The sequence below is a fragment of the Zoogloea oleivorans genome (assembly GCF_008107625.1).
Lineage (GTDB): Bacteria > Pseudomonadota > Gammaproteobacteria > Burkholderiales > Rhodocyclaceae > Zoogloea > Zoogloea oleivorans.
Genome location: NZ_SDKK01000023.1, coordinates 45,013 through 64,835, shown reverse-complemented (window position 1 = coordinate 64,835; position 19,823 = coordinate 45,013). Strand labels below are relative to the sequence as shown.

Below are 19,823 nucleotides of genomic sequence, written 5' to 3'. Positions count from 1 at the left end.
AGATATTACCCGCCAACGCCACAGCCGCCGAGATTCAGTGTGTGCGGGGCATGGATTCCGTCGCCGTCAGGGTCTCAGGTATCGTTACCGGAAGCGCCGGCCGTGCACAACAACAACGCTCAGCAGGAGCAGCGCGGACAGGACGGCCATGCTCCACGCCGAGAGCGCCGGCACACCAGTGACCAGAACCGCCCCCGGGCCGCCCTGGTCGACGACCGTTCCATTCGGCCCGAGGGCCCAGTCATCGTCGCCAAGGCCGCCATCGGTAATGCTGAAGGTGACCTGATTGCCGGTGATGGTGGCCGGCAGCACGTACCAGTGGGAGGCGGCGTCATCCGGCGTGGGGCCGTACTTCCAGTACTGTGTGCCAGGCGGCAGCGCCGTCGGGTAAGTGATGGTGAAATTCACGGCGGTCGGGGTACAGCCTTGCAGCACGAAATCGAACAGTCCGTGCGTAAAGCGCACGCCAGCCGGAGGCGCAGCAGGCAGGGTGCTGCTGAAATCCGCGTGCGCGAAGGAGCACGTCGCCCCGCCCCCCGAAAAGCTCACCACGATGTCGCCACCGCCCGAGGGGCTGGGCTCCCTGTATGACTGGACGACATTGACCACGTGCGCGACACCCGGGCTCGTGCTGCCGGAGAAGCTGGCGTCACCCGAGTAAGTGGCGCTGAGTGTCTTCGCTCCGGCGGTGGTCGGGGTGAGGACGCATCCACCTGATGCCACCGTGCCGACGCAGCTTGCCGTGCCATCGCTCACGGTGACGCTGCCGCCGGGGCTTCCGGTACTCGGCGCAGCAACAGTCACCGCATACGTCACCGACACGCCCTGCCCGTGAACGCTTGGACTGGGCGTGTGAGCGGTGATCGTTGTCGTCGTGCTGGCCATGGCGACCGTGGTCGTCGCGGTGGCGGAGTTGTTCTCCGGCACCGGATCGGCCACGGAAGCGCTCACGGTGACGGTATTGGACAAAACCGTACCGGCGGCAGTCGACGCCTCCACATTGACGTTCAGCGTGGCAACCCCACTAGCGCCCGCCGCAAGGCTGAATGCCGAACAGCTGGCGGTGCCCGGGCTGCCAACGGCAGGAGTCGTACAGGACCAGCCGGCGGGCGACGACAACGAAACAAAGGTGGTCCCGGTCGCCAGCGTGTCGCTCCATGACACCGCAGTTGCCTCATCCGCCCCCGCGTTGGTGACCGTCACGGTATAGCTCAGGATCTCGCCGGGCAAGACCGGATCGGACGAATCGACCAGGCTTACCGAGAGATCGGCGCTGGCCGCCACGTCGTCATTGAGGATGGTCCCGCTGCCCTGGCCATCGATGACGACAGCCCCCGTCACATTGGTGATGTTGACCATGAAGTTCTGATTGGTCTCGACGCTGCTGTCGCCGTTCACATTCACGCTGAACGTATAGGTTGAGCTGCCCGCCGGAATCGTCTGGCCCGTCAGACTGCGCGCGACATAATCGCTGCCGCCGAGTGCGGTGCCGTCGGCGGTCGCAATGTCGAAAGTCACGCCACCCGGGCCCGCCGGTGTCGACAGGCTCGCGGTAAACGTGAATGTCGTCGTTCCCGCATTGCCCTCGGACAACGACACATCGTTGATCGACAAGTTGGGAAGTACCGGGGCGGCGTTCGGCGTAAGCGAAAAGTCATCGACGGCAAGCCCGTCGTCCGCACCCACCGCATCGCTATCCGTCCAGCGAATCCAGAAGGTGGCGCCATTGGCGATGCTCAGCGCACTGATCGTCGCGGCGAGCGCCGTTCGATCGCCCCCGGCGTTACCGTCCTTGGGCCCGGTGGTGACGATGTCGGGCGTAACGAAATTCAGCCCGGCGACGTCCGTCCAGGAGCCGGTGCTCAGGTCAGTCGCATTGGTACTGTATGCAAAGTTGATCTGATCGGTTCGCCCCGCGGTGCCCAGTCGCCATTCCTCGCCGTTGTAGGCAATCGCCAGGCTCGTGATGCTCACCCCGGTATTGTTGGTAAAACAGGCACCGAAGGTCGGGATCAGCGTGCCACTACGATAGCCGCCCAGCGCCCGCTCGGTACTCGCTGCGGTACCGTAGCTATACGTATCACCGGTGTTGGATGCGCCCGTATCCACCGCGTACTGTTCGTTGTCCCGGGCACCGCCGCCGCTCTCCGTGTGGAACCACCCGGTGAGCGTGAGGCTGTTGGTCGTCGAGCCTGCGACGTTGGACAGCGTATCGAAGTTTTGCGTATAGGCGGAGCCCGCCGTGGTCAGGCTGACACACTGGGCGGCGGCTTGACCTGTCGCCCAGGCCCCCACGACCAGGATCGAGAACGAAATCAGCAGTCTGATGGCATGGCGCATGGCGGGTCTCGACTTCCAGCAAAGACAAGAACCCGGGCATTATTCCACAGGCCTGAGATCGATGCCTTCCATGATCAGGGCGGCGATGACGGGAAACGCGACGCGTACAATTCTGCCGCACTGCGGCTCTCCAGGATCATTCGTGCCAAACCAACGCCCCCTCCTCCAGCTTCACGCCGACATCGACGCCCGCGTCCACGCCATTCGCGGCAACCGCCCCGACTGGCTGTGCAGCAAGGGCTGCGCAAACTGTTGCCGGCATCTCGCCGAGATTCCGCAACTGAGCGCCGCCGAATGGCAATGGCTGCAGGAAGGCCTCGCCGCGCTTCCGGCCGAACAACTGCAGGCCATCCATCAGCGCATGACAGCCCTCGCCAGCCAGTCATCCCGCCCGGTCGTCTGCCCGATGCTCGACCAAGCCAGCAACGCCTGCCTCGTCTATGCCCACCGCCCGGTAGCCTGCCGCACCTACGGCTTCTACGTGCAGCGGGAACTGGGGCTGTATTGCGGCGACATCGAAGCCCGCGTGGACAGCGGGATGCTGACGGAGGTGGTGTGGGGCAACCACGATGCGGTGGACCAGCGTCTCACCGGGTTGGGTGAGAGCCGGGCGCTGACGGCGTGGTTTGGAGTGTGAAAGAGAAGCTGGCTCAATAGCTGCCGCCGAAGCCCGCGAACTCGGTATCGGTCTTGTAGGCGTGACACAGGCCGGAGGTGGCTGCGGCGAGGAGCATGGCGTCGACGCCGACGGCAATGAAGCGGGCGCCGGCCTGGCGATAGCGGCGCACCAGATCGCGCTCGCCGCACAGTACGCCACCGGTTTTGCCGTACTGCGCCACGCGGCGGAGGCCGTCTTCGATCATCGCGACAATGTCGGGGTGATTGGGCTGGCCGAGGAGGCCGAAGGAGGCGGCGAGATCGGCCGCACCAAAGAAGATGCCGTCGACGCCCTCCACGGCGAGAATGGCGTCGAGGTTTTCCAGCCCGGTGCGGGTTTCCACCTGCACCAGCAGGCACATCTGCGAGTTGGCCTGCTGGGCGTAATCGTCGATGCGCCCCCAGCGGGAGGCACGGGCCAGCGAGCTGCCCACACCACGAATGCCCTGCGGCGGATAGCGCATGGCTTCGACCAGATGCGCGGCTTGCCCGGCCGATTCGACCATCGGAATCAGCAGGGTCTGCACGCCGGTTTCGAGCAACTGCTTGATGAGCACGTGATCGCCCTGCGGCGGCCGCACCACGGGCTGCGAGCGGTAGGGCGCAATCGCCTGCAACTGGGCGAAGATTGTGCGCAAGTCGTTGGGGCCATGCTCGGCGTCGATCAGCAGCCAGTCAAAGCCCGCACCGGCGCAGATCTCGGCGCTGAAGACTTCGGACAGGCCCAGCCACAGGCCGTACTGCAAGTCACCCGCCAGCAGACGCTTCTTGAAGAGATTCTCGGGAAACTCCATCGCTCACTCCCCCGTGGCTTTCGGACGCAGGTTCTCGTCGAAGTCGTCCACCGACGGAAAAACCAGCGGCGCACGCGTATCAAGGCTGCGCAGATGCTGGCGATAACCATCAAGGACTTCGCCGCGGGCTTCTTCGCTGATGTAGGGCACGTGGTACGCCACGTAAGGCGGCAGCACGGTGAGGCCCACATAGCCGAGCATGCCGCGCAGGATGGGCTGGAGCATCACTTCCAGCTCGCCGTGGATCGCCTCCGGCCCGAACATGTGCGCCTGCCCGCCCAGCGAGATGGCGAGCATCGCCGACTTGCCCTTCAGCCCGCCCTTGTCGTAAATGCGCCGCCCGCCGTAGCAGAAGCCGGACACGAAAACCCGGTCGATCCAGCCCTTCATGATGGCCGGCATGCCATACCAGTAGATCGGGAAGTTGAAGACGATCAGGTCGGCCCACTTGACCTTGTCGACCTCGGCGGCGATGTCCGGCGCCAGGGTGCCGGCCTTGAAGGCGTTGCGCTGCTCCAGCGCATAGACCAGATAGTCGGGGTCGGCACGCGAACCGAAATCGGCGGCGCTGGCCACCGGGTTGAAGTTCATCGCGTACAGGTCGGAGACGACGACTTCGTGGCCCTCATCCTGCAGCACGCGGACCGCCTCGTCCTTCATGGCGGCATTGAACGAGCGCGGCTCGTTGTGGGCAAAGACGATCAGTACCTTCATCGCTTCAGTCTCCGGAAAAACGTCTCAAAAATAACCCCTTCGCGAAGAAAGGTTCGCGAAGGGGCAAACAACGACCGACCAATTCAGGGAGGAGAGGAAAGGAGTCGGTCGCGGGAGGCAACGGGTTGGTACAGGGCCGTCAGGACGGCACGGTGAAACCCAGGGCTTGCAGGGCCGCCAGGGCGCAGGCTTCGTCCTCGGCTTCGCTGCCGCCCGAGACGCCAATGCCGCCCAGGCGCACGCCGCCCTCTTCCACCGGAAAACCGCCGCCCAGCACAACCACCCGCGGGCGCGACGGAATGCCGGCCTTCAGACGCTCGTTGTCGCCGATGACGGCCATCCACTGCCCGGTGGGAAAGCCGAAGCTGGCCGCCGTGTAGGCCTTGTCCACCGCCAGATCGGCCGAATGCAGGAAGGCGCCCGGCATGCGCAGGAAGGCGATGGTGTTGCCGCCGCGATCCACCACGGCGGCGTTGATGCGAATGCCCAGCACAACAGCCTGGTCCACCGCCGCCCGGACCAGCCGGGCCGCGCCGTCGCAGGAGATCCCCGGCACGTCCTCGCGGAAGCTCATGATGCCGCCGCCCGCGCACGGGCTTCGACCTCGTCCTTGCGCAAGGCGCTGGCCGGCTCGCCGCCGATGGCCCAGTCCTGCGGCTCGATGCGTCGGCAACTGCCGCGCACCAGATCACGCCGCACCCCCAGCGTGTCCACCAGCAAGTCGGTGAAGCCCGCCAGCAGGCGATGACGCTCGTCCAGCGGGCGCCCGTCGAGGACGATGAAATCAAAATACGGCGCATGCAGGCCGTTGTGCGCGACCAGCTCGCCGGCCACCGCAAACTGGCTCGCCCGGTGCGGCGTGATGAAGGCCCGCACCCGTTCCATCGGTGCGCGCAGCACATCGGCGTACAGGCGGCAGGCACCGAGTAGCAGGCGTTCGTCCTGCTCGGGCGTGGTCAGGCCTTCAACAAGGTGGAAATTGACGACAGGCATGGTCTGGAATCCTCAGGGCAAACCGCGACGGCGGCCGGAGTCGAGCATCAGGCTCGAACCGGTCATCGAATCGGCTTCCGGAGCGAGAAGGAGGGACACCGCCCAGGCCACCTGCTCGGGCGTGGTGAAGCGGCCGATGGACGAATCGGCGAGCATTTCGGCCAGCACCGCATCGACGGTGATGCCGCGTAGCGCCGCCCGGTCGGCCGCCACGCGACGCAGACGCTCGGTGTCGGCGGGGCCGGGGGCGATCAGGTGCGCCGTTACGCCGCGCGGCCCGTAGGCCAGGCTGAGCTGGCGCACCACGTTCACCAGTGCCGCGTTGGCGACGCCGGCCGAGGCCGCGTAGGCGGTCGGCTCGAAGCCGTAATGGCCGCCGATGGCGACGATCCGCGAACCGGCCGCCAGCAGGCCATCCACCGCCCGGGTCAGGCGCAGCAGGCCGCCGACCTTGATGTTCACCGCATCCACCATCGTTGCCGTCGGTGCGCTGAGAATGCCACCCGCCACCGTGACGCCCGGCCCGTGCACCACCATGCGCACCGGCCGGTTCACCACCGCCGCAATGGCCGCGATGGACGAATCGGAGGAAATGTCGGCCACGCAGGCCGTCAGGCCGGGCACCCGGTCCTGCAGGGCGGCCAGCGAATCGGCGCTGCGCGCCACCGCCACCACCCCCAGCCCGGCGGCGGCGAGGCGATCGACGATGGCATTGCCGAAGGCGCCGGTGGCGCCGACCACAACCGCGATCTCGTCGCGTTGCTGCACGTTGGCGTTCATGCGCTCAGCCCGTCAGAACAGTGAGGAAGCTTTCGCGGACGATGTTGTCCTGCGCGAAAGTGGCGTGGCCCAGCTCGGTGGTGTCCCAGGTGAGCGTCGGGGTGTCCGGGTAATGCACGTAGCCGCCGGAAAACACCTCGTTGCGGTTGCCCGACGGATCGAAGAAATAGATCGTCATGCCGCGGGTCACGCCGTGGCGGTTGGGGCCCACATCCACCGGAATGCGGTACTTGCCGATCAGGTCCGCGGCGTGGATCACGTCGGTTTCCGAGTCGAGCAGGAAGGACACGTGATGGAAGCGCCCTGGCGTCGGCTGCAGCACGAAGGCGATGTCGTGGGGTTTGGTCGAACAGCTCAGGAAAAGCGCCAGCGACTGGCCGCCTTCGGCGTCGATCAGGCGCTCGGAAAGATCAAAGCCGAACACCTCGGTAAACAGCCGCGCCGACTCGTCGATATCGACGCCGCCCAGCAGTGCGTGGTCGAGCCGGTTGATGCGGAAGCCGCGGATCACCCCTTCGTCCGGCAGCACGCCCGGGTTGAGCACACCGAGGCTGTTGCCGGTCTGCTCCTTGTGGGCGTAAAGCTGCATGATGTGCCCGCTGGGCAGCGTGAATTGCAGGCGCCGCCCGCTCTTCGGATAGACGCCGGCCTCGATGTGCTCGATATGCAGGCCGAAGGCACGGATCTTCGGCTCCAGCTCGTCCAGCGTGGCGTCGTCGAAGACCTTGAAGGCAAAGTAATCCATGCCTGACGAATCGGCCTGGCGCAGCACCAGGCAATGGTGGTCATGCTCGTCCCAGGTCTTGTAATAGACCTGCCCGGCGGCGTCGGTCATGACTTCGTGCAGGCCCATGCGCTTGCCGTAATGCTCGCGGGCTTCCGCCATGTCGAGCACGCGTACCGCGACTTCGCCGAGGCGAAGCAATCCCCTGAGTGCCATGTCTTGTCTCCGTTGGTTTTATTTGTGTGAGCGCTGCTCTGCCCGTGGGTCGGACTTCAGTCCGACGCCCCTGGCTCAACCCGTGCTGTCGGACTGAAGTCCGACCCACGGTTACAAAAGGCCGCGTTCCTTGGCCATGGTCATCGCCGTGTCCATGATCATGTCCTCCTGGCCGCCGATCATTTTCTTGCGGCCCAGTTCGACGAGGATGTCCCGCGCCGACACGCCAAAGCGATCGCCAGCCCGCTTGGCATGCAGCAGGAAGGTGGAATAGACGCCGGCGAAGCCGAGGGTCAGCGACTCGCGGTCGACACGCACCATGTGGTCCATCATCGGCACGATGATGTCTTCGGCCACATCCATGATCCTGAACAGATCGACCCCGGTCTCGATGCCCATGCGCTCGCACACGGCGGCAAAGACCTCCAGCGGCGTGTTGCCGGCACCGGCGCCGAGACCTGCCACCGAGCCGTCGATGCGGCTGGCGCCGGCTTCGATCGCGGCGATGGAGTTGGCGATGCCCATGCCCAGGTTGTGGTGGCCGTGGAAGCCGATTTCGGTTTCCGGATTGAGCACCGCACGCAGCGCACCGATGCGGGCCTTCACGTCATCCGGCAGCATGTAGCCGGCAGAGTCGGTGACGTACACCGTCTGGGCACCGTAGCTTTCCATCAGCTTGCCCTGCCGGGCGATGCCGGCAGCGTCGTTGAGGTGGGCCATCATCAGGAAGCCGGTGGTGTCCATGCCCAGCTTGCGCGCAAAGGCGATGTGCTGAGGCGAGGTGTCGGCTTCGGTGCAGTGGGTCGCCACATGCACGCTGCGGGCGCCACAGTCGTAGGCCGACTGGAGTTCCTTCATGGTGCCAAGGCCGGGAATCAGCAGCACCGAGACCTTGGCCTGCTTCATCTTCGGGGCGACGGCAGAGATGTATTCCTCGTTGCTGGCCAGCGCGAAGCCGTGCTGCAGCGAGTTGCCGCCCAGGCCGCCGCCGTGGGTGACCTGGATGTAGGGCACGCCGGCGTCGTCCAGCGCCGTGGCGACCTTGACCATCTGGTCGACGCTGATCTGTTCGCGCTTGGCGTGCATGCCGTCGCGCAGGCACATGTCGTGCAGGATGACCTTGCGGCCCTTGAGGCTGGAAGTATTCGACTGACTCATCATGCAATCTCCACGGCTTTGAGCTGAATTCGGCCGGCCAGGATTTCCTCGGCGAACATCTCGGCGGTGCGCGTGGCAGCGGCGGTCATGATGTCGAGGTTGCCGGCGTACTTGGGCAGGTAGTCGCCGAGGCCGGCCACTTCCATGAACACCTGTACCTTGTTGCCGTCGTAGATCGGGCCGTTCACCAGACGGTAGCCGGGCACGTATTTCTGCACTTCGCCGATCATCTGCAGGATCGATTCGGTGATCCGGACGTGATCGGGTTCATCGTCGGTCAGGCAGGAGATGGTGTTGCGCATGATCATCGGCGGCTCGGCCGGGTTGATGATCGCCAGCGCCTTGCCACGCCGGGCGCCGCCCACCTTCTCGATGGCGCTGGAGGTGGTGTAGGTGAACTCGTCCAGATTGGCGCGGGTGCCGGGGCCGACCGACTTCGATGCCAGGCTGGCGACGATCTCGGCGTACTCCACGCTCTGGATGCGCGACACGGCATTGACGATGGGAATCGTCGCCTGGCCGGCACAGGAGATCATGTTGACGTTCATCTCCACCTTGTCGGCGTGCTGGCGCAGGTTGACCGGCGGCACGCACAGGGGGCCGATGGCGGCCGGCGTCAGGTCGATCATCATCACGCCCAGCGCATTGAGCTTGCGGCTGTTTTCCGCATGCACGTAGGCGCTGGTGGCGTCGAAGGCGATCTGGATGTTGTCTTCCAGCACGTGGGGCAAGAGCCCATCCACGCCGCCGGCGGTGGTCTTCAGGCCCATGTCGCGGGCACGGGCGAGGCCTTCGGATTCGGGGTCGATGCCCACCATCCACACCGGCTCCAGCACCGGACTGCGCTGGATCTTGTAGATCAGGTCGGTGCCGATGTTGCCCGAGCCAATCAGGGCGCAACGGATCTTCTTCACAGGGTTTTCTCCTGGGCCTTGGCGGCAGCGCGCTGGGCCATGGTCTTGCCGGCGACGTAAAAGCCGTCGGTGGCGTGTTCGGTAATCAGGATGCGCACCGTTTCGGCGCTGCAGTCGAGGCTCGTCGCAACCGCCTCGGTAACCGCGGCCGCAACCCGGTTCTTCTGTTCGGTGGTGCGGCCCACCATCATGTGCATTTCAATAATCGGCATGGGTTCTCTCCTCGGGGATCGGTTTTTTATTCGACGAAGCGCATGGAAACGCTGCCGAGTTCCTGGAAGCGCGCGACGATGCTGTCGCCCGGCTTGACGGCCACGGCTTCGGTGATCCCGCCGCTCATCACGAAGCTGCCGGCGGGCAGGTTCTCGCCCAGTTCGGCGAGGATGTTCACCAGCATCGCGATGGCTTCGGCCGGGTGGCCGAGCACGGCGGCGGAGGCGCCCATGGTGACGATCTCGCCGTTCTTCTCCATCACCACGCCCAGCGTGCGCAGATCCAGGTCCTCGGCATAGCGGGCCCGGCCGCCGCCGACGAAGCGCGCCGACGAACCGTTGTCGGCCACCACGCTGGGCAGGTCGAACTTGAAGCCGGAGAAGCGCGAATCGATGATCTCGACCGCCGGCAGCACGTAGTCGGTGGCCGCCAGCACATCGGCCGCGGTGCAGCCGGGGCCTTGCAGGGTCGTCTTCATGACGAAGGCCACTTCGCACTCGACGCGCGGATGAACCAGGTCAAACGTGGAGATCGCCGAGCTTTCCGGGCGGGACATGCGGTCGGTGAGAAAACCGATGGAGGGCACGTTGACGCCCATCTGGATCATCTTGGCTTTCGAGGTCAGCCCGGCTTTCCAGCCCACCTGCTTGTGGCCGGCGGCGAGGAAGCGCTTGCGCAGTTCCAGTTGCACCGCGTAGCCGTCGCCGATGGTCATGTTCGGGTATTCGTCGGTGAGCTTGGGAATGGCGTAGGCCCGGGTCTGGGCGCCTTCGACGCGTTCGCACAGGCGAACCACGTCCTCACGGGACAGGGTGATGTTCATGCTCATGCCGCGCTCCTTCCGGAAAACTTGACCCGGCAGCTGCCAAGGCCGCCGACGGTGCACACCAGTTCGTCGCCATCGACGACCGGCACCAGCGCCGATTGCGAACCGGACAGGATCACCTCGCCGGCCTTGAAGGGAATCCCCAGCTCGCCGAGGGTGTTGGCCAGCCAGGCCACCGCGTTGGCGGGCGAGCCCTGCACCGCGGCACCGACGCCGGTGGAAAACAGCTCGCCGTTCTTCTCGAGCACCATGCCAGCCAGGGTGATGTCCAGCTTGCGCGGGTCGCCCTTGGTCTTGCCCAGCACGTACACACCGCAGGAGGCGTTGTCGGCGACGGTGTCCTGGATCTTGATCTTCCAGTCGGTGATGCGCGAATCGACGATCTCGAAGCACGGCAGCACGTAGTCGGTGGCACGGATCACGTCCATCGCGGTGATGCCGGGGCCCTGCAGGTCGGCCTTCAGCACAAAGGCCAGTTCGGCCTCGGCCTTGGGCTGGATCAGCTGGCCCAGGTCGATGGTGTCGCCTTCGGTGTAGACCATGCCCGACAGCAACATACCGAAGTCCGGCTGATAGACGCCGAGGAAGTCCTGCACCGGCTTGCTGGTCGCGCCGATCTTCTTGCCGATGATCCTTTCACCGGCGGCAACGCGGCGGGCGACGAAGCGCTCCTGGATCTTGTAGGCGTCCTCGATGGTGATGTCCGGTTCGCGTTCGAGCAGCGGGCGAATCGCGCGGCGGCTGACGAAGGCTTCGTAAAGCTCGTCGCCGTATTGCTGGATTTTTTCGTCGTTCATTTCTCTTGTCCTGTTGGGGCGCGTCAGAACTTGATGCAGATGTTGCGGGTCTCGGTGTAGAACTCCAGCGAATGCACGCCGCCCTCGCGGCCGATGCCGGATTGCTTGGAGCCGCCGAAGGGCGTGCGCAAATCACGCAGGAACCAGCTGTTCACCCAGGTGATGCCCACATCGACCCGCGCCGCAACGCGGTGCGCACGGGACAGATCGTTGGTCCAGATCGTCGTGGACAGGCCGTAGTCGGTGTCATTGGCCAGGTTGACCACTTCGTCCTCGCTGTCGAAGGGACAGATGTGGCAGCACGGCCCGAAGATTTCCTCCTGCACCACCGCGGCCGTTTCGGGCAGGCCGGTCCAGATGGTCGGCTGCACCCAGGCACCTTCGGCCAGGTCGGCGGGCATGTCGGGCACGCCGCCGCCGGTCACCACGGTGGCGCCCTCTTCCACCGCCTTGCGGTAGTAGGAGAGCACCTTCTGGCGGTGTTCCTGGCTGATCAGCGGGCCATAGTTGGCATTCGGGTCGGTGGGGCGGCCGAACTTGACGGCCTCGGCCTTCACCTTGAGGGCGGCGACGAACTTGTCGAAGATCAGCCGTTCGACATACACCCGCTCGGTGCCCAGGCAAACCTGTCCGCTGTTCAGGAAGGCGGAACGGGAGATGCCCTCCACCGCTGCGTCGAAATCGGCGTCGGCAAAGACGATGCCGGCGTTCTTGCCGCCCAGCTCGAAGGACACGTCACGCATGCCTTCGGAGGCGGCCTTCATGATGGCGGCGCCGGTACGCGTCTCGCCGGTGAAGGTGATCGCATCGACCAGCGGGTGCTGCGTCAGGAATTCGCCGGCGGAATCGGGGCCAAAACCATGCACCACGTTGTAAACACCCTTGGGAATGCCGACCGCGTTCATCACTTCGCCAAGCAGCGTGGCGGTGTGGGGCGACTCTTCGGACGGCTTGACCACCACGGTGTTGCCGCAGGCCAGCGCCGGGCCGACCTTCCAGGTCATCAGCATGAAGGGGGCGTTCCACGGACAGACCACGCCGATCACGCCCTTGGGGTTGCGCACCGAGTAGTTCATCGCGCCACGGCCGTCCGGCGTGGCCATCTGGAAGGACTCGCTGGGGACGTTCTTGACCACGTCGGCAAAGACCTTGAAGTTGGCGGCGCCGCGCGGGATGAAGACATGCCGCATGACGTGGGACGGTTGGCCGGTGTCAGCCATTTCGGCAGCGACAAAATCCTCGAAGCGACGGGTGATCTCGTTGGCCACGCCGTACAGCAGCTCGACGCGCTGGTCGGTGGTGAGGCCGCCCCACTCGCCGTTAAGGGCGCTGCGGGCGGCACGCACGGCCGCATCCACTTCAGTCTTGCCGGCTTCGGCAACCCGGGCAATCACCGAGTTGTCGAGGGGCGAACGCTTTTCGAAGGTCTTGCCGCTGAGGCCGGCGGTGTATTCGCCGCCGATGAAATTCTCGATGAGACGCATGCTTACCTCGGTGGGTTGTTTGGTTGGTCCGGCCGGGAGCGCATGGCAATCCCGGTATGGAATCCAGTCTAAGAACGGCTGCCGATACCGTCCAATACCTAATAAACAAAACCTCAATACCGATCAGGTATCAACACTTCCGTACAGCCAGACCTATCCGGCCAGGCAAAAATTAAGTTAATTTTAATAAAAATAAAGTAAATACAACGTATAGTTATGTTGCTACGGTCCCCCCTATCCACACCTAACAAACACAGCATGGAGCACTGACAATGAGTCGCGAAGCGCTTGTACAACTTGCATTGGAGACGATGGCTTGCTCCCAAAAGGAGCTGGCTGCACATATCGGTGTGTCACCCGCCCAGATCTCCAAATGGAAGAAGGGTGAGCACATGTCAGCGGACATGGAAGTCAAGCTGCGCACAGCTGCCGGCATAGGAGAAATGGATCCCGATTTTATTCGGTGGGCAGGATCACTTGCGCATGCAGAGAAATGGGAAAAGGTAATCAAGTACATGGCAGGTATCGCATACGAATGCGCTGAAACCGGCTACGACACCGAACCTCTTAGCGATCCAGATGGATCACTGTGCGCAAGCACTTGCCGTGTTCTGGACGAGATGGGCGTTGAGCGTCCCGACGGTTTTCCGGAAGAGCTGGATCTGGACTACGAGACAGCCGACATGGATGAACTCTCGCACCTGCTCGAGAGCAATCCATACTCTTCGCTGATAGGTAAGATCTACGACGCGCTGAATGACGTGTATGGGTTTTACGCGGCTTATATCGCCGATTTGATCTACGACGAAAAGCTCGATCTTTTTGATACCGCTGCCTGCGATATAGAGCCCTGCCTTATTTCCTTAGCGGCCACCAAGGTTGATGTTGAGGAGAATTTTGCAAGAAAAACAAGGAGTTTCACGCATCGGACCAACAGAGAGTTTGAAGAGTGGCTTAATGTCGTTAAAGAGCAAGCCTTCCGATGCGGCGTCCCATTGAAAGCAGAGCTCATTGACCTGGTAAACCAAACACACAATGAGCTGAGTCATAGCGCAGAAGCAGAAAGCCTCGGATCCAATGCATCAAGGATTCACCCGGACATCTATATGAATGAGCTTCTTGTTGGCATGCGGGTAATTCACCAAGTCCTGCCAGCAATCATGAAAAAACTCGGGATTGATCAGGAATTTGAACTAGCCCCCTCATCACTCAGCGCCTAGCGAGGCGACCTCAAACCGCAGCCCGTACCTTATCTAGTTGCCGTCGAACACCGTGTCGCACGCTGCCCCAGACCTGCGCCGGAAAATCAGCTGGCAGTTCGGCCTCGACGGTCTCAAGGGACGGCTCCACGCGGGCCACAAATTCATGCAAGGCCCGGAGCCCTTCCTCGCCAGCAACGCTCCGCAACAGGCGCTCCCAATGGCGCGGCTGAATATCGGCCAGCCGGAAATGGGTATTGCCCGCTCGCACGGCCATGGCCAGCCGGGCTTTCTGATAAGGCAGTTCACCGGCGCCAGCGCCAATAACCGGCCAGGCTGACAGCACGTCATATAAGGGAGTCATCCGGTATCGCCCGCCGGGTTCAAGGAAGATCGAGAAATTCTTGGCATGCCCATCGATAGCGGCGAGCAACCAGAAGGCAAACTGGGACAACGCGAATACAAGCCCGTCCTCCATCGGGTGGCTGCCAGCCGCAAGGATGCGCAGAATGTCGTTCATGCCCGGTCCACCGTCACGCTCATACTTTCGCTCGGCAGGCATCCCCGTCGCCTGGCAGAAGTCTTCCTGGGGGAGGCGTGCGATCCAGCGGCCTTCGGACACCCGGCGTCGGTCGAAACGTTCGACCACCAGGACCCGCTGATCTCCGAAGCGTGCCATGTCGGTTTGTGCCACCGGCAAGCCGAGGGCAGCCAGCAGGCGGCTGCACAACCACTCGTTCTCTACCGAGTCCGACAGGTCGAAGCGCAGGTTGGCCACCAGCCCCAGGGGCAACTTGAAAATATGGGTGGTAGGCGTAGCCCCGAGAGGCCGCATCCACTGACCATCGACGCGCAGCAGGGCGGTCTTCTCCTGGGCCCCTGCGATGGAGATGCGGAAATCATCAAGGGCCTCATCTCTCTGCCCAAGTACTGGCCGGGTCAGGTTGCGCAGCAGGCTCTCAATATCCTCACCGCTCAACGGGGCCCCTTCCGTACGGTCGAAACCGATGGGCTCCATGCCTTCGGGTAGAAGCTGAACGGCACCGACGCAGTCCCGTCCGATGGCCTGCAGCAAGGTTTCCGCATCGGTGCCCCGCAAGCCAAAACGCTGACGCACCCGCTCACGGATCTGCAGGTTGTCCGGGAGCAAGTTGTCGAAATAGTGACGCACTTCCGGACCACTTATGACCGGCTCTCCGATGGGAATAGGCAGCGACAGCGACAGCGGGCGTACGGCCGGCGAGGCCAGCCAGGCACGGGAGTAGGTGAAGCTGTGTTGAACCCGGCGCCCCCAGTGCCAGCACCCCACATGCTCCCCGTTCATCCAGACGTGCAGCCCCTGCATCTCACCACTCCACCGGACGTTCCGACACGCCATGCGGCGTATCAGCACCAGCTGGTCCTGCCATAGGCTGTAGAACAAGATGGACTTGCAGGACGTGCAGAATGCACATTAGCTGATCGAGCTGAACTGCCCCCGGATTGCGCTCGATGGCTGCAATGCGGGCCTGCCCCACACCGATGCGTTGCCCGAGTGCGGCCTGGGTAAGGCCTTGTTGCTCCCGCAAGGACTTCAGATGGACAGCGAGTTGAGCAGACGTCCGCAGAAGATGATCGGCCACAACGGCCTCCTGATTATTGCCTTACAGCAATAATAGACAATTATCATCTTAAAGCAATAAGCGGCAACCCTGTGGCCGTGATCAGCGCCAACACCGATCACGGCAAATTTGAGCTTCAACCCTCAGATGGCTTTGAACAGCGGGCTGCGCACTTGCTGCGCGTCCGCGGCCGAGATGAACTTCTCGGTGTAGATGTCGCGCTCGAACAGGCGGCCCTGCATCAGGGTGGTGATGCAGGCGTCAATCATCAGCGGCGGGCCGCACAGGTAGGCCTTGTGACCGCGGAAGTCGTTGTCGAAGGCGTCCTTGGCCGCTTCGTGCACGAAGCCGCGAAAGCCCGTCCAGCCGGAGCCCGCCGGTTCGTGCGACAAGGCCGGCACGTAGCGGAAGTTGGGATGCTTCTCGGCCAGGGCCACAAACGCGTCGTGGTAGTACAACTCTTCCCGCGAGCGCTGGCCATAGACGAGCACGATCGGCTTGTCGAAACCCTCTTCCAGCAGATCGAGAATCATCGAACGCGGGCTCGACAGGCCCGAGCCCCCCGCCATGAACACCACCGGCACAGCGGCCGACTTCTTCACGAAGAAGCGCCCGTAAGGCCCGCTGATGCGCACTCGCTCGCCGGCCTGCATCTTCTCGTGCACATAGGCGGTGCCCTGCCCGCCCGGCACGATGCGGATGTTGAGCTCCACCTCGCCATCCTCGGATGGCGGGCTGGCCACCGAGAAAGCGCGGCTGCCGATGTCGCCCGGCAGCACCAGGTTGACGTACTGCCCGGCCTGAAAGCGGATCGGCGTATCGAGCTTGATCCACACGCCCTTGATGGTCGGGGTGAGGGTTTCGATGCGCGTCACCACGCCGTCGAAATCCCGCACCGGCAGGTTCTCGGCGTCCGGGTCTTCCTCGATCTCGGCCTCGATCACCAGGTCGCTCTGGGCGGTGGCGCAGCAGGCCAGACACTTCTGCTCGTCGCGCTCGAAGTCCATCAGCGCAAAGGTCGAGGCCTCGCCGTGCTCGACTTCGCCGTCGGTCACCTGCACCTTGCAGGTGGCGCACAGACCGTGGCAGCACGCGTGGGGCAGATAGATGCCGGCCCGCAGCGCCGCGTCGAGGATGGTCTGGCCTTCCTCGATCTCGATGGTCTGACCGAGGGGTTCGATGGTCAGCGCATAACTCATCGCCGCGCTCCTCAGGCCTTGGCCGACAGGGTGTTAACCCCTGCCGTACGGAAGCGCAGCTGGTCCTTGTGGCCAATGCCGTTGGCGGCCAGGCTCAGGGAGAAATCCGGCGTCCACGGCTGGTTGGCCTTGAGCCATTCGACCGTGCTCCAGTCGATGGCGGCGGCGTCCGGGTCCGCCTGCACGAGCATGCTCAGCGGGCCATTGACCAGTTCGCCAAAGGGCATCTCCGGCGGCACGCACAGCAGAAAGGGCGCCGCGAAGAGCAGGTGGCGGTCCCAGCTGGCGTAAACCAGTTGCTTGCCATTGAAGTTGGCCACCAGATCGCGGGGCACGCCGACGTATTCCTTGATTGCAGCTACAGCCATTTTGAGTCTCCCCGTTCTTATTGATTGCTGGTGGCCATGCCGCGCCAGGTTTCGAAGTTCTTCTGGTCTTCGGAGCCGGCGTAGTCGCCGTTGTCCTTGCCGTCGATGAGGCTGACCCACTTCATCCATTCACCCAGGTCGCCGTTGATCGGGTCCTGGAAGATCTGGGGCATGGGCAGCCAGGCCTGCACGTATTTCTCGGGCTCGTGCTCGAAGATGTGCTGGCAGCCGTCGGAGCAGAAGTGATAGGTCTCGTCCTTGTAAACAGTCTCGCGATGGCAGGTCAGCGTCGGATCATCCGGCTCGGTGAACACGCAGGGCAGCTGGCAGGTCTGGCACAGCTTGGCGAGGCCATAGTTCTTGAACGGGGTGCCGGCATCGGCCAGCTTCTTGATGTGCTTCCAGCGCGGGCGGTAGTACTTGTCGAAGGTTTCCGGGTACTTGGCCGACAGCCAGTCCATGTCGTCTTCCGACGGAATCCAGCTGTGGAAGGCCGTGCCGAAGCTCCACTGATAGAGGCCCAGCATGAACTGGTGCGACATGTGGTCGATGGCCTTTTCGGCGTCGTCCCAGCCCTTCGGCGGCTTGATGCCGTAGCGGGCCAGATCCTTGAACAGCGCGCCGCCGTTCTCGACACCGTAGATTTCCCACGCCTCGCGCCACGACATGACGCGCTTGGGCAGCATGTAATCCATCATCGTGCTGACCAGCCCGAGCACGCGGAAGCCGCGCCAGAACCACTTGTCGATCCATTCCTGGACGATGGGCAGGTTGGCCGGGTCCTGTTCGAGCATGAACTTGATGCACTCGAGGCCCAGCGTCATGTGGCGTGCTTCGTCGCTCTGCGCCGAGAAGCCGAAGGTCACGGTGGCCATGTCGCCGTTGTAGGCCGCGCCCGACATGAAGGGCACGAAGAGCAGGTTGGTCAGCACGTACTCGAAGCTGAAACCGATGGCGATCATGAACTCGAAGGGGCCGGCCGACATCGAGTCGTCAAAGAACGAACGCGCCACCGAGGTGTACCAGATGCGGTCGCGGGTGTCGGCGAAGGCGTGGAAACCGTTGTAGTAACGGTTGTAGTTCGACATCGCGTGGATCTGCGTCTGGGCGTGGCGGATCTCGTCGATGGCCTGCATCTGGCAAGCCACCTGCGTGCCGACACCGGGAAACTCACGGCCGACGCGGGCAAACCCCTTGTGGGCGGCGTACTCGCCCGGGCTGATGGCCTGCAGGAAGATCTTCAGCGCCGACAGGTAGCGGGCGTCGGTGAGGTTGAGGTGGCCGTTGTTCTGGGCATGGGCGTCGATGATCGCGTAGAACTTGCGCTCCTTCTCGGCCTGGTACTTCCAGTACGAATCCATGGTCAGGCGGAAGGGGTCTTCCCACTTGTCCCAGTCGTGAATCTTGATTCCTTCGTAGCCCACGTAGGGGAAGACGTCTTCCTTGGTCTGGTAGGTGGTTTCCCAGCCCAGATCGCGGGTCATCAGGCGGTACTTTTCCTTGGTACCGAGCTTCTTCTTTGCCACTTTCATGTCCATGATGCGCTCCTCTTTCAGCTGTTCCAGCTCAGGGTCAGGGTGTCGTCGTCTTCGATCACGTTGCCGGTGAGCGAAATCAGATTGATGTGCAGTTCCTGCAGGTCGAAGTCGCGGCCGATCTGTTCTTCGATGGTGGATTTGCGGATCACCAGCGTGCCTTCAGCGTCGATCTTCACCATCGCCGGCTGGCGATGGACGATGGCGTGGGGGTTGTCGATCTCGATGGCCTCGATGATCGGGCGGGTGTCTTCGTTGGTTTGCAGGGCAATGAATACGGTGGACATGGGAGCCTTTCAGAGCGTGATGCCGGTTTTTGCGATGCGCGCCTTGAAGGCCGCGAGTTGTTCGCCGACGGCGTCGTCGGCATTGGCGCCCAGCGCCAGCTCGACAATCGGCACCATCGCCGACGCGGCGCTGTCGCTCCACGTCCGGGTCCATTCCTGCAGCACCTCGCGGTTGGCATCCGATTCGGCGGCCGCCACCTTGAGTACCGCATCCACCCACTTGCGGGTTTCGTCGAACCAGTCGCTCATGAACTGGGTGAGCATGGCCACCGCCGTGCCGCCGCGCACCGAGATGTGGTCATCGACGATGCGTTCATAGACCAGCGGGTACAGCAGGCCGTCGAGGGCCACGTTCTGGGCCACGAAGAGCTCGAAGGGATCGCGGATCACCAGGCAGTCTTCGACATAGCGGCGTAGCGGCTGCCAGGCGGCGTCGTCGAGCCAGGCCTGCTTGCCGGCGTCGAGCGCCTCGGTGTCGCCGAGCAGCAGGCCCAGGCGCGACAGGTACTGGGCGATGCCCAGGTTGTCCATGGCGTGGTACATGCACGGCTGGGTGAAGGTGGTGCCGTAGCCGTAGCCGCAGATGAAGGTGTTGTGCTGGTTGGCGCCCCATGCAGCGTGGCGCAGCGGTACCAGCACCTTGAGCGAAACGTCGCGCAGCTCGTCGGACAGCATGTCGGCCAGGCCGCGGGTTTCCACAAAGCCGAAGTTGGCCTCGGTGGTTTCCTGCTGGCGGGCGCGGGTCAGCGTGTAGGTGCTGTAGTAGAACTGGCGCGGGTCCTTCAGCGCGTACCAGTCCTGCATGACGATGCGGGTGATGCCGGCATCGTAGAGCGCCTGATCCGGATCCCAGGTGGGCTTGTAGTGAAGGTTTTCGGCGGCCTGGATGTCGTAGCTGCCTTCCTGGTAACGCGAGGCCGGCTTGTTGCCGAAGCGGCGGATCAGGTGGTCGAAGGCCTGGCGTTGCGGCTGGATGGCGACGGTGCGGAGGTCAATCTGCATGTTATGGGTCTCCTGCTGTTCG

22 protein-coding genes are annotated in these 19,823 nt (G+C 63.6%); 2 read left to right on the top strand and 20 right to left on the bottom strand.

The genetic code is table 11. From position 1 onward, the window contains the following. Positions 1–84: 84 nt before the first annotated feature. Positions 85–2,340, bottom strand: a complete 2,256-nt coding sequence (locus ETQ85_RS20170; protein WP_148580884.1) for an IPTL-CTERM sorting domain-containing protein — start codon at positions 2,338–2,340, stop codon at positions 85–87. 142 nt (positions 2,341–2,482) lie between these two features. Here ETQ85_RS20170 and ETQ85_RS20165 point away from each other — a divergent pair, with 142 nt between their 5' ends. Further along, positions 2,483–2,977 carry a YkgJ family cysteine cluster protein gene (locus ETQ85_RS20165; protein WP_246128839.1) on the top strand — a complete coding sequence of 165 codons (495 nt, stop codon included), beginning with the start codon at positions 2,483–2,485 and terminating at the stop codon, positions 2,975–2,977. Between the two features lie 13 nt (positions 2,978–2,990). On the opposite strand, the gene ETQ85_RS20160 is transcribed toward ETQ85_RS20165, so the two are convergent. From ETQ85_RS20160 to ETQ85_RS20105, 12 genes are all read right to left on the bottom strand, one after another. Then, positions 2,991–3,791, bottom strand: coding sequence for an aldolase/citrate lyase family protein (locus tag ETQ85_RS20160; protein ID WP_148580883.1), 801 nt, complete (start codon positions 3,789–3,791; stop codon positions 2,991–2,993). A gap of 3 nt (positions 3,792–3,794) precedes the next feature. Further along, on the bottom strand, positions 3,795–4,505 hold the full coding sequence (locus tag ETQ85_RS20155; protein WP_148580882.1) for an NAD(P)H-dependent oxidoreductase: 711 nt from the start codon (positions 4,503–4,505) through the stop codon (positions 3,795–3,797). A gap of 139 nt (positions 4,506–4,644) precedes the next feature. After that, entirely contained in the window at positions 4,645–5,079 is a 435-nt protein-coding gene (locus ETQ85_RS20150; protein ID WP_148580881.1) for a GlcG/HbpS family heme-binding protein, read from the bottom strand. Next, complete coding sequence (locus ETQ85_RS20145; RefSeq protein ID WP_148580880.1) at positions 5,076–5,498, bottom strand: tautomerase family protein; 423 nt, start codon at positions 5,496–5,498, stop codon at positions 5,076–5,078. The genes ETQ85_RS20150 and ETQ85_RS20145 overlap by 4 nt, the downstream gene beginning before the upstream one ends. Before the next feature lie 12 nt (positions 5,499–5,510). Next, positions 5,511–6,278 carry an SDR family oxidoreductase gene (locus ETQ85_RS20140; RefSeq protein WP_148580879.1) on the bottom strand — a complete coding sequence of 256 codons (768 nt, stop codon included), beginning with the start codon at positions 6,276–6,278 and terminating at the stop codon, positions 5,511–5,513. 4 nt (positions 6,279–6,282) lie between these two features. After that, positions 6,283–7,218 carry a catechol 2,3-dioxygenase gene (locus ETQ85_RS20135; protein WP_148580878.1) on the bottom strand — a complete coding sequence of 312 codons (936 nt, stop codon included), beginning with the start codon at positions 7,216–7,218 and terminating at the stop codon, positions 6,283–6,285. 111 nt (positions 7,219–7,329) lie between these two features. Next, positions 7,330–8,376 carry a 4-hydroxy-2-oxovalerate aldolase gene (gene dmpG / locus ETQ85_RS20130; protein WP_148580896.1) on the bottom strand — a complete coding sequence of 349 codons (1,047 nt, stop codon included), beginning with the start codon at positions 8,374–8,376 and terminating at the stop codon, positions 7,330–7,332. Then, complete coding sequence (locus tag ETQ85_RS20125; protein WP_148580877.1) at positions 8,376–9,290, bottom strand: acetaldehyde dehydrogenase (acetylating); 915 nt, start codon at positions 9,288–9,290, stop codon at positions 8,376–8,378. The genes dmpG and ETQ85_RS20125 overlap by 1 nt, the downstream gene beginning before the upstream one ends. Further along, positions 9,287–9,502, bottom strand: coding sequence for a tautomerase family protein (locus ETQ85_RS20120; protein WP_148580876.1), 216 nt, complete (start codon positions 9,500–9,502; stop codon positions 9,287–9,289). Before ETQ85_RS20120 ends, ETQ85_RS20125 begins: the two co-directional genes overlap by 4 nt. Before the next feature lie 26 nt (positions 9,503–9,528). After that, a complete protein-coding gene (gene dmpH / locus ETQ85_RS20115) occupies positions 9,529–10,332 on the bottom strand; it encodes a 2-oxo-3-hexenedioate decarboxylase (protein ID WP_148580875.1) in 804 nt (267 codons plus the stop codon). Continuing rightward, positions 10,329–11,126 carry a 2-oxopent-4-enoate hydratase gene (gene dmpE / locus ETQ85_RS20110; RefSeq protein WP_148580874.1) on the bottom strand — a complete coding sequence of 266 codons (798 nt, stop codon included), beginning with the start codon at positions 11,124–11,126 and terminating at the stop codon, positions 10,329–10,331. Before dmpE ends, dmpH begins: the two co-directional genes overlap by 4 nt. A 23-nt stretch (positions 11,127–11,149) precedes the next feature. Next, positions 11,150–12,610, bottom strand: a complete 1,461-nt coding sequence (locus ETQ85_RS20105; protein ID WP_148580873.1) for a 2-hydroxymuconic semialdehyde dehydrogenase — start codon at positions 12,608–12,610, stop codon at positions 11,150–11,152. Between the two features lie 272 nt (positions 12,611–12,882). Between ETQ85_RS20105 and ETQ85_RS20100 the strand changes: the two genes are divergently transcribed. Next, positions 12,883–13,830, top strand: coding sequence for a helix-turn-helix transcriptional regulator (locus ETQ85_RS20100; protein WP_148580872.1), 948 nt, complete (start codon positions 12,883–12,885; stop codon positions 13,828–13,830). Positions 13,831–13,840: 10 nt separating this feature from the next. Here ETQ85_RS20100 and ETQ85_RS20095 read toward each other — a convergent pair whose 3' ends face one another. The 7 genes from ETQ85_RS20095 to ETQ85_RS20065 all read right to left on the bottom strand — a co-directional run bounded on the left by ETQ85_RS20095 (position 13,841) and on the right by ETQ85_RS20065 (position 19,801). Continuing rightward, entirely contained in the window at positions 13,841–15,154 is a 1,314-nt protein-coding gene (locus tag ETQ85_RS20095; RefSeq protein WP_148580871.1) for a type II toxin-antitoxin system HipA family toxin, read from the bottom strand. A gap of 1 nt (position 15,155) precedes the next feature. Next, the gene (locus tag ETQ85_RS20090) at positions 15,156–15,431 is read right to left on the bottom strand and encodes a helix-turn-helix domain-containing protein (protein WP_148580870.1); all 276 of its coding nucleotides are present in this window, start codon (positions 15,429–15,431) and stop codon (positions 15,156–15,158) included. A 122-nt stretch (positions 15,432–15,553) separates the two neighbouring features. Further along, a complete protein-coding gene (locus tag ETQ85_RS20085) occupies positions 15,554–16,609 on the bottom strand; it encodes an NADH:ubiquinone reductase (Na(+)-transporting) subunit F (protein WP_148580869.1) in 1,056 nt (351 codons plus the stop codon). A gap of 11 nt (positions 16,610–16,620) precedes the next feature. Further along, positions 16,621–16,977 carry a phenol hydroxylase subunit P4 gene (locus tag ETQ85_RS20080; protein ID WP_148580868.1) on the bottom strand — a complete coding sequence of 119 codons (357 nt, stop codon included), beginning with the start codon at positions 16,975–16,977 and terminating at the stop codon, positions 16,621–16,623. A gap of 17 nt (positions 16,978–16,994) precedes the next feature. Beyond that, a complete protein-coding gene (locus tag ETQ85_RS20075; RefSeq protein ID WP_148580867.1) occupies positions 16,995–18,515 on the bottom strand; it encodes an aromatic/alkene/methane monooxygenase hydroxylase/oxygenase subunit alpha in 1,521 nt (506 codons plus the stop codon). Positions 18,516–18,529: 14 nt separating this feature from the next. Continuing rightward, positions 18,530–18,799: an MmoB/DmpM family protein gene (locus tag ETQ85_RS20070; protein ID WP_148580866.1), complete on the bottom strand. Its 270-nt coding sequence runs from the start codon at positions 18,797–18,799 to the stop codon at positions 18,530–18,532. Positions 18,800–18,808: 9 nt separating this feature from the next. After that, on the bottom strand, positions 18,809–19,801 hold the full coding sequence (locus tag ETQ85_RS20065; RefSeq protein ID WP_148580865.1) for an aromatic/alkene monooxygenase hydroxylase subunit beta: 993 nt from the start codon (positions 19,799–19,801) through the stop codon (positions 18,809–18,811). Positions 19,802–19,823 lie beyond the last annotated feature (22 nt).

Bases quoted from the DNA above. Each gene is read 5' to 3' on its own strand.
- ETQ85_RS20100 (WP_148580872.1), top strand. From the start codon at position 12,883: ATGAGTCGCGAAGCGCTTGTACAACTTGCATTGGAGACGATGGCTTGC.
- ETQ85_RS20075 (WP_148580867.1), bottom strand. From the start codon at position 18,515: ATGGACATGAAAGTGGCAAAGAAGAAGCTCGGTACCAAGGAAAAGTAC.
- ETQ85_RS20120 (WP_148580876.1), bottom strand. From the start codon at position 9,502: ATGCCGATTATTGAAATGCACATGATGGTGGGCCGCACCACCGAACAG.
- dmpH (WP_148580875.1), bottom strand. From the start codon at position 10,332: ATGAGCATGAACATCACCCTGTCCCGTGAGGACGTGGTTCGCCTGTGC.
- ETQ85_RS20105 (WP_148580873.1), bottom strand. From the start codon at position 12,610: ATGCGTCTCATCGAGAATTTCATCGGCGGCGAATACACCGCCGGCCTC.
- ETQ85_RS20070 (WP_148580866.1), bottom strand. From the start codon at position 18,799: ATGTCCACCGTATTCATTGCCCTGCAAACCAACGAAGACACCCGCCCG.
- dmpG (WP_148580896.1), bottom strand. From the start codon at position 8,376: ATGAGTCAGTCGAATACTTCCAGCCTCAAGGGCCGCAAGGTCATCCTG.
- ETQ85_RS20085 (WP_148580869.1), bottom strand. From the start codon at position 16,609: ATGAGTTATGCGCTGACCATCGAACCCCTCGGTCAGACCATCGAGATC.
- ETQ85_RS20135 (WP_148580878.1), bottom strand. From the start codon at position 7,218: ATGGCACTCAGGGGATTGCTTCGCCTCGGCGAAGTCGCGGTACGCGTG.
- ETQ85_RS20065 (WP_148580865.1), bottom strand. From the start codon at position 19,801: ATGCAGATTGACCTCCGCACCGTCGCCATCCAGCCGCAACGCCAGGCC.
- dmpE (WP_148580874.1), bottom strand. From the start codon at position 11,126: ATGAACGACGAAAAAATCCAGCAATACGGCGACGAGCTTTACGAAGCC.
- ETQ85_RS20145 (WP_148580880.1), bottom strand. From the start codon at position 5,498: ATGCCTGTCGTCAATTTCCACCTTGTTGAAGGCCTGACCACGCCCGAG.
- ETQ85_RS20155 (WP_148580882.1), bottom strand. From the start codon at position 4,505: ATGAAGGTACTGATCGTCTTTGCCCACAACGAGCCGCGCTCGTTCAAT.
- ETQ85_RS20095 (WP_148580871.1), bottom strand. From the start codon at position 15,154: ATGCAGGGGCTGCACGTCTGGATGAACGGGGAGCATGTGGGGTGCTGG.
- ETQ85_RS20150 (WP_148580881.1), bottom strand. From the start codon at position 5,079: ATGAGCTTCCGCGAGGACGTGCCGGGGATCTCCTGCGACGGCGCGGCC.
- ETQ85_RS20160 (WP_148580883.1), bottom strand. From the start codon at position 3,791: ATGGAGTTTCCCGAGAATCTCTTCAAGAAGCGTCTGCTGGCGGGTGAC.
- ETQ85_RS20170 (WP_148580884.1), bottom strand. From the start codon at position 2,340: ATGCGCCATGCCATCAGACTGCTGATTTCGTTCTCGATCCTGGTCGTG.
- ETQ85_RS20080 (WP_148580868.1), bottom strand. From the start codon at position 16,977: ATGGCTGTAGCTGCAATCAAGGAATACGTCGGCGTGCCCCGCGATCTG.
- ETQ85_RS20140 (WP_148580879.1), bottom strand. From the start codon at position 6,278: ATGAACGCCAACGTGCAGCAACGCGACGAGATCGCGGTTGTGGTCGGC.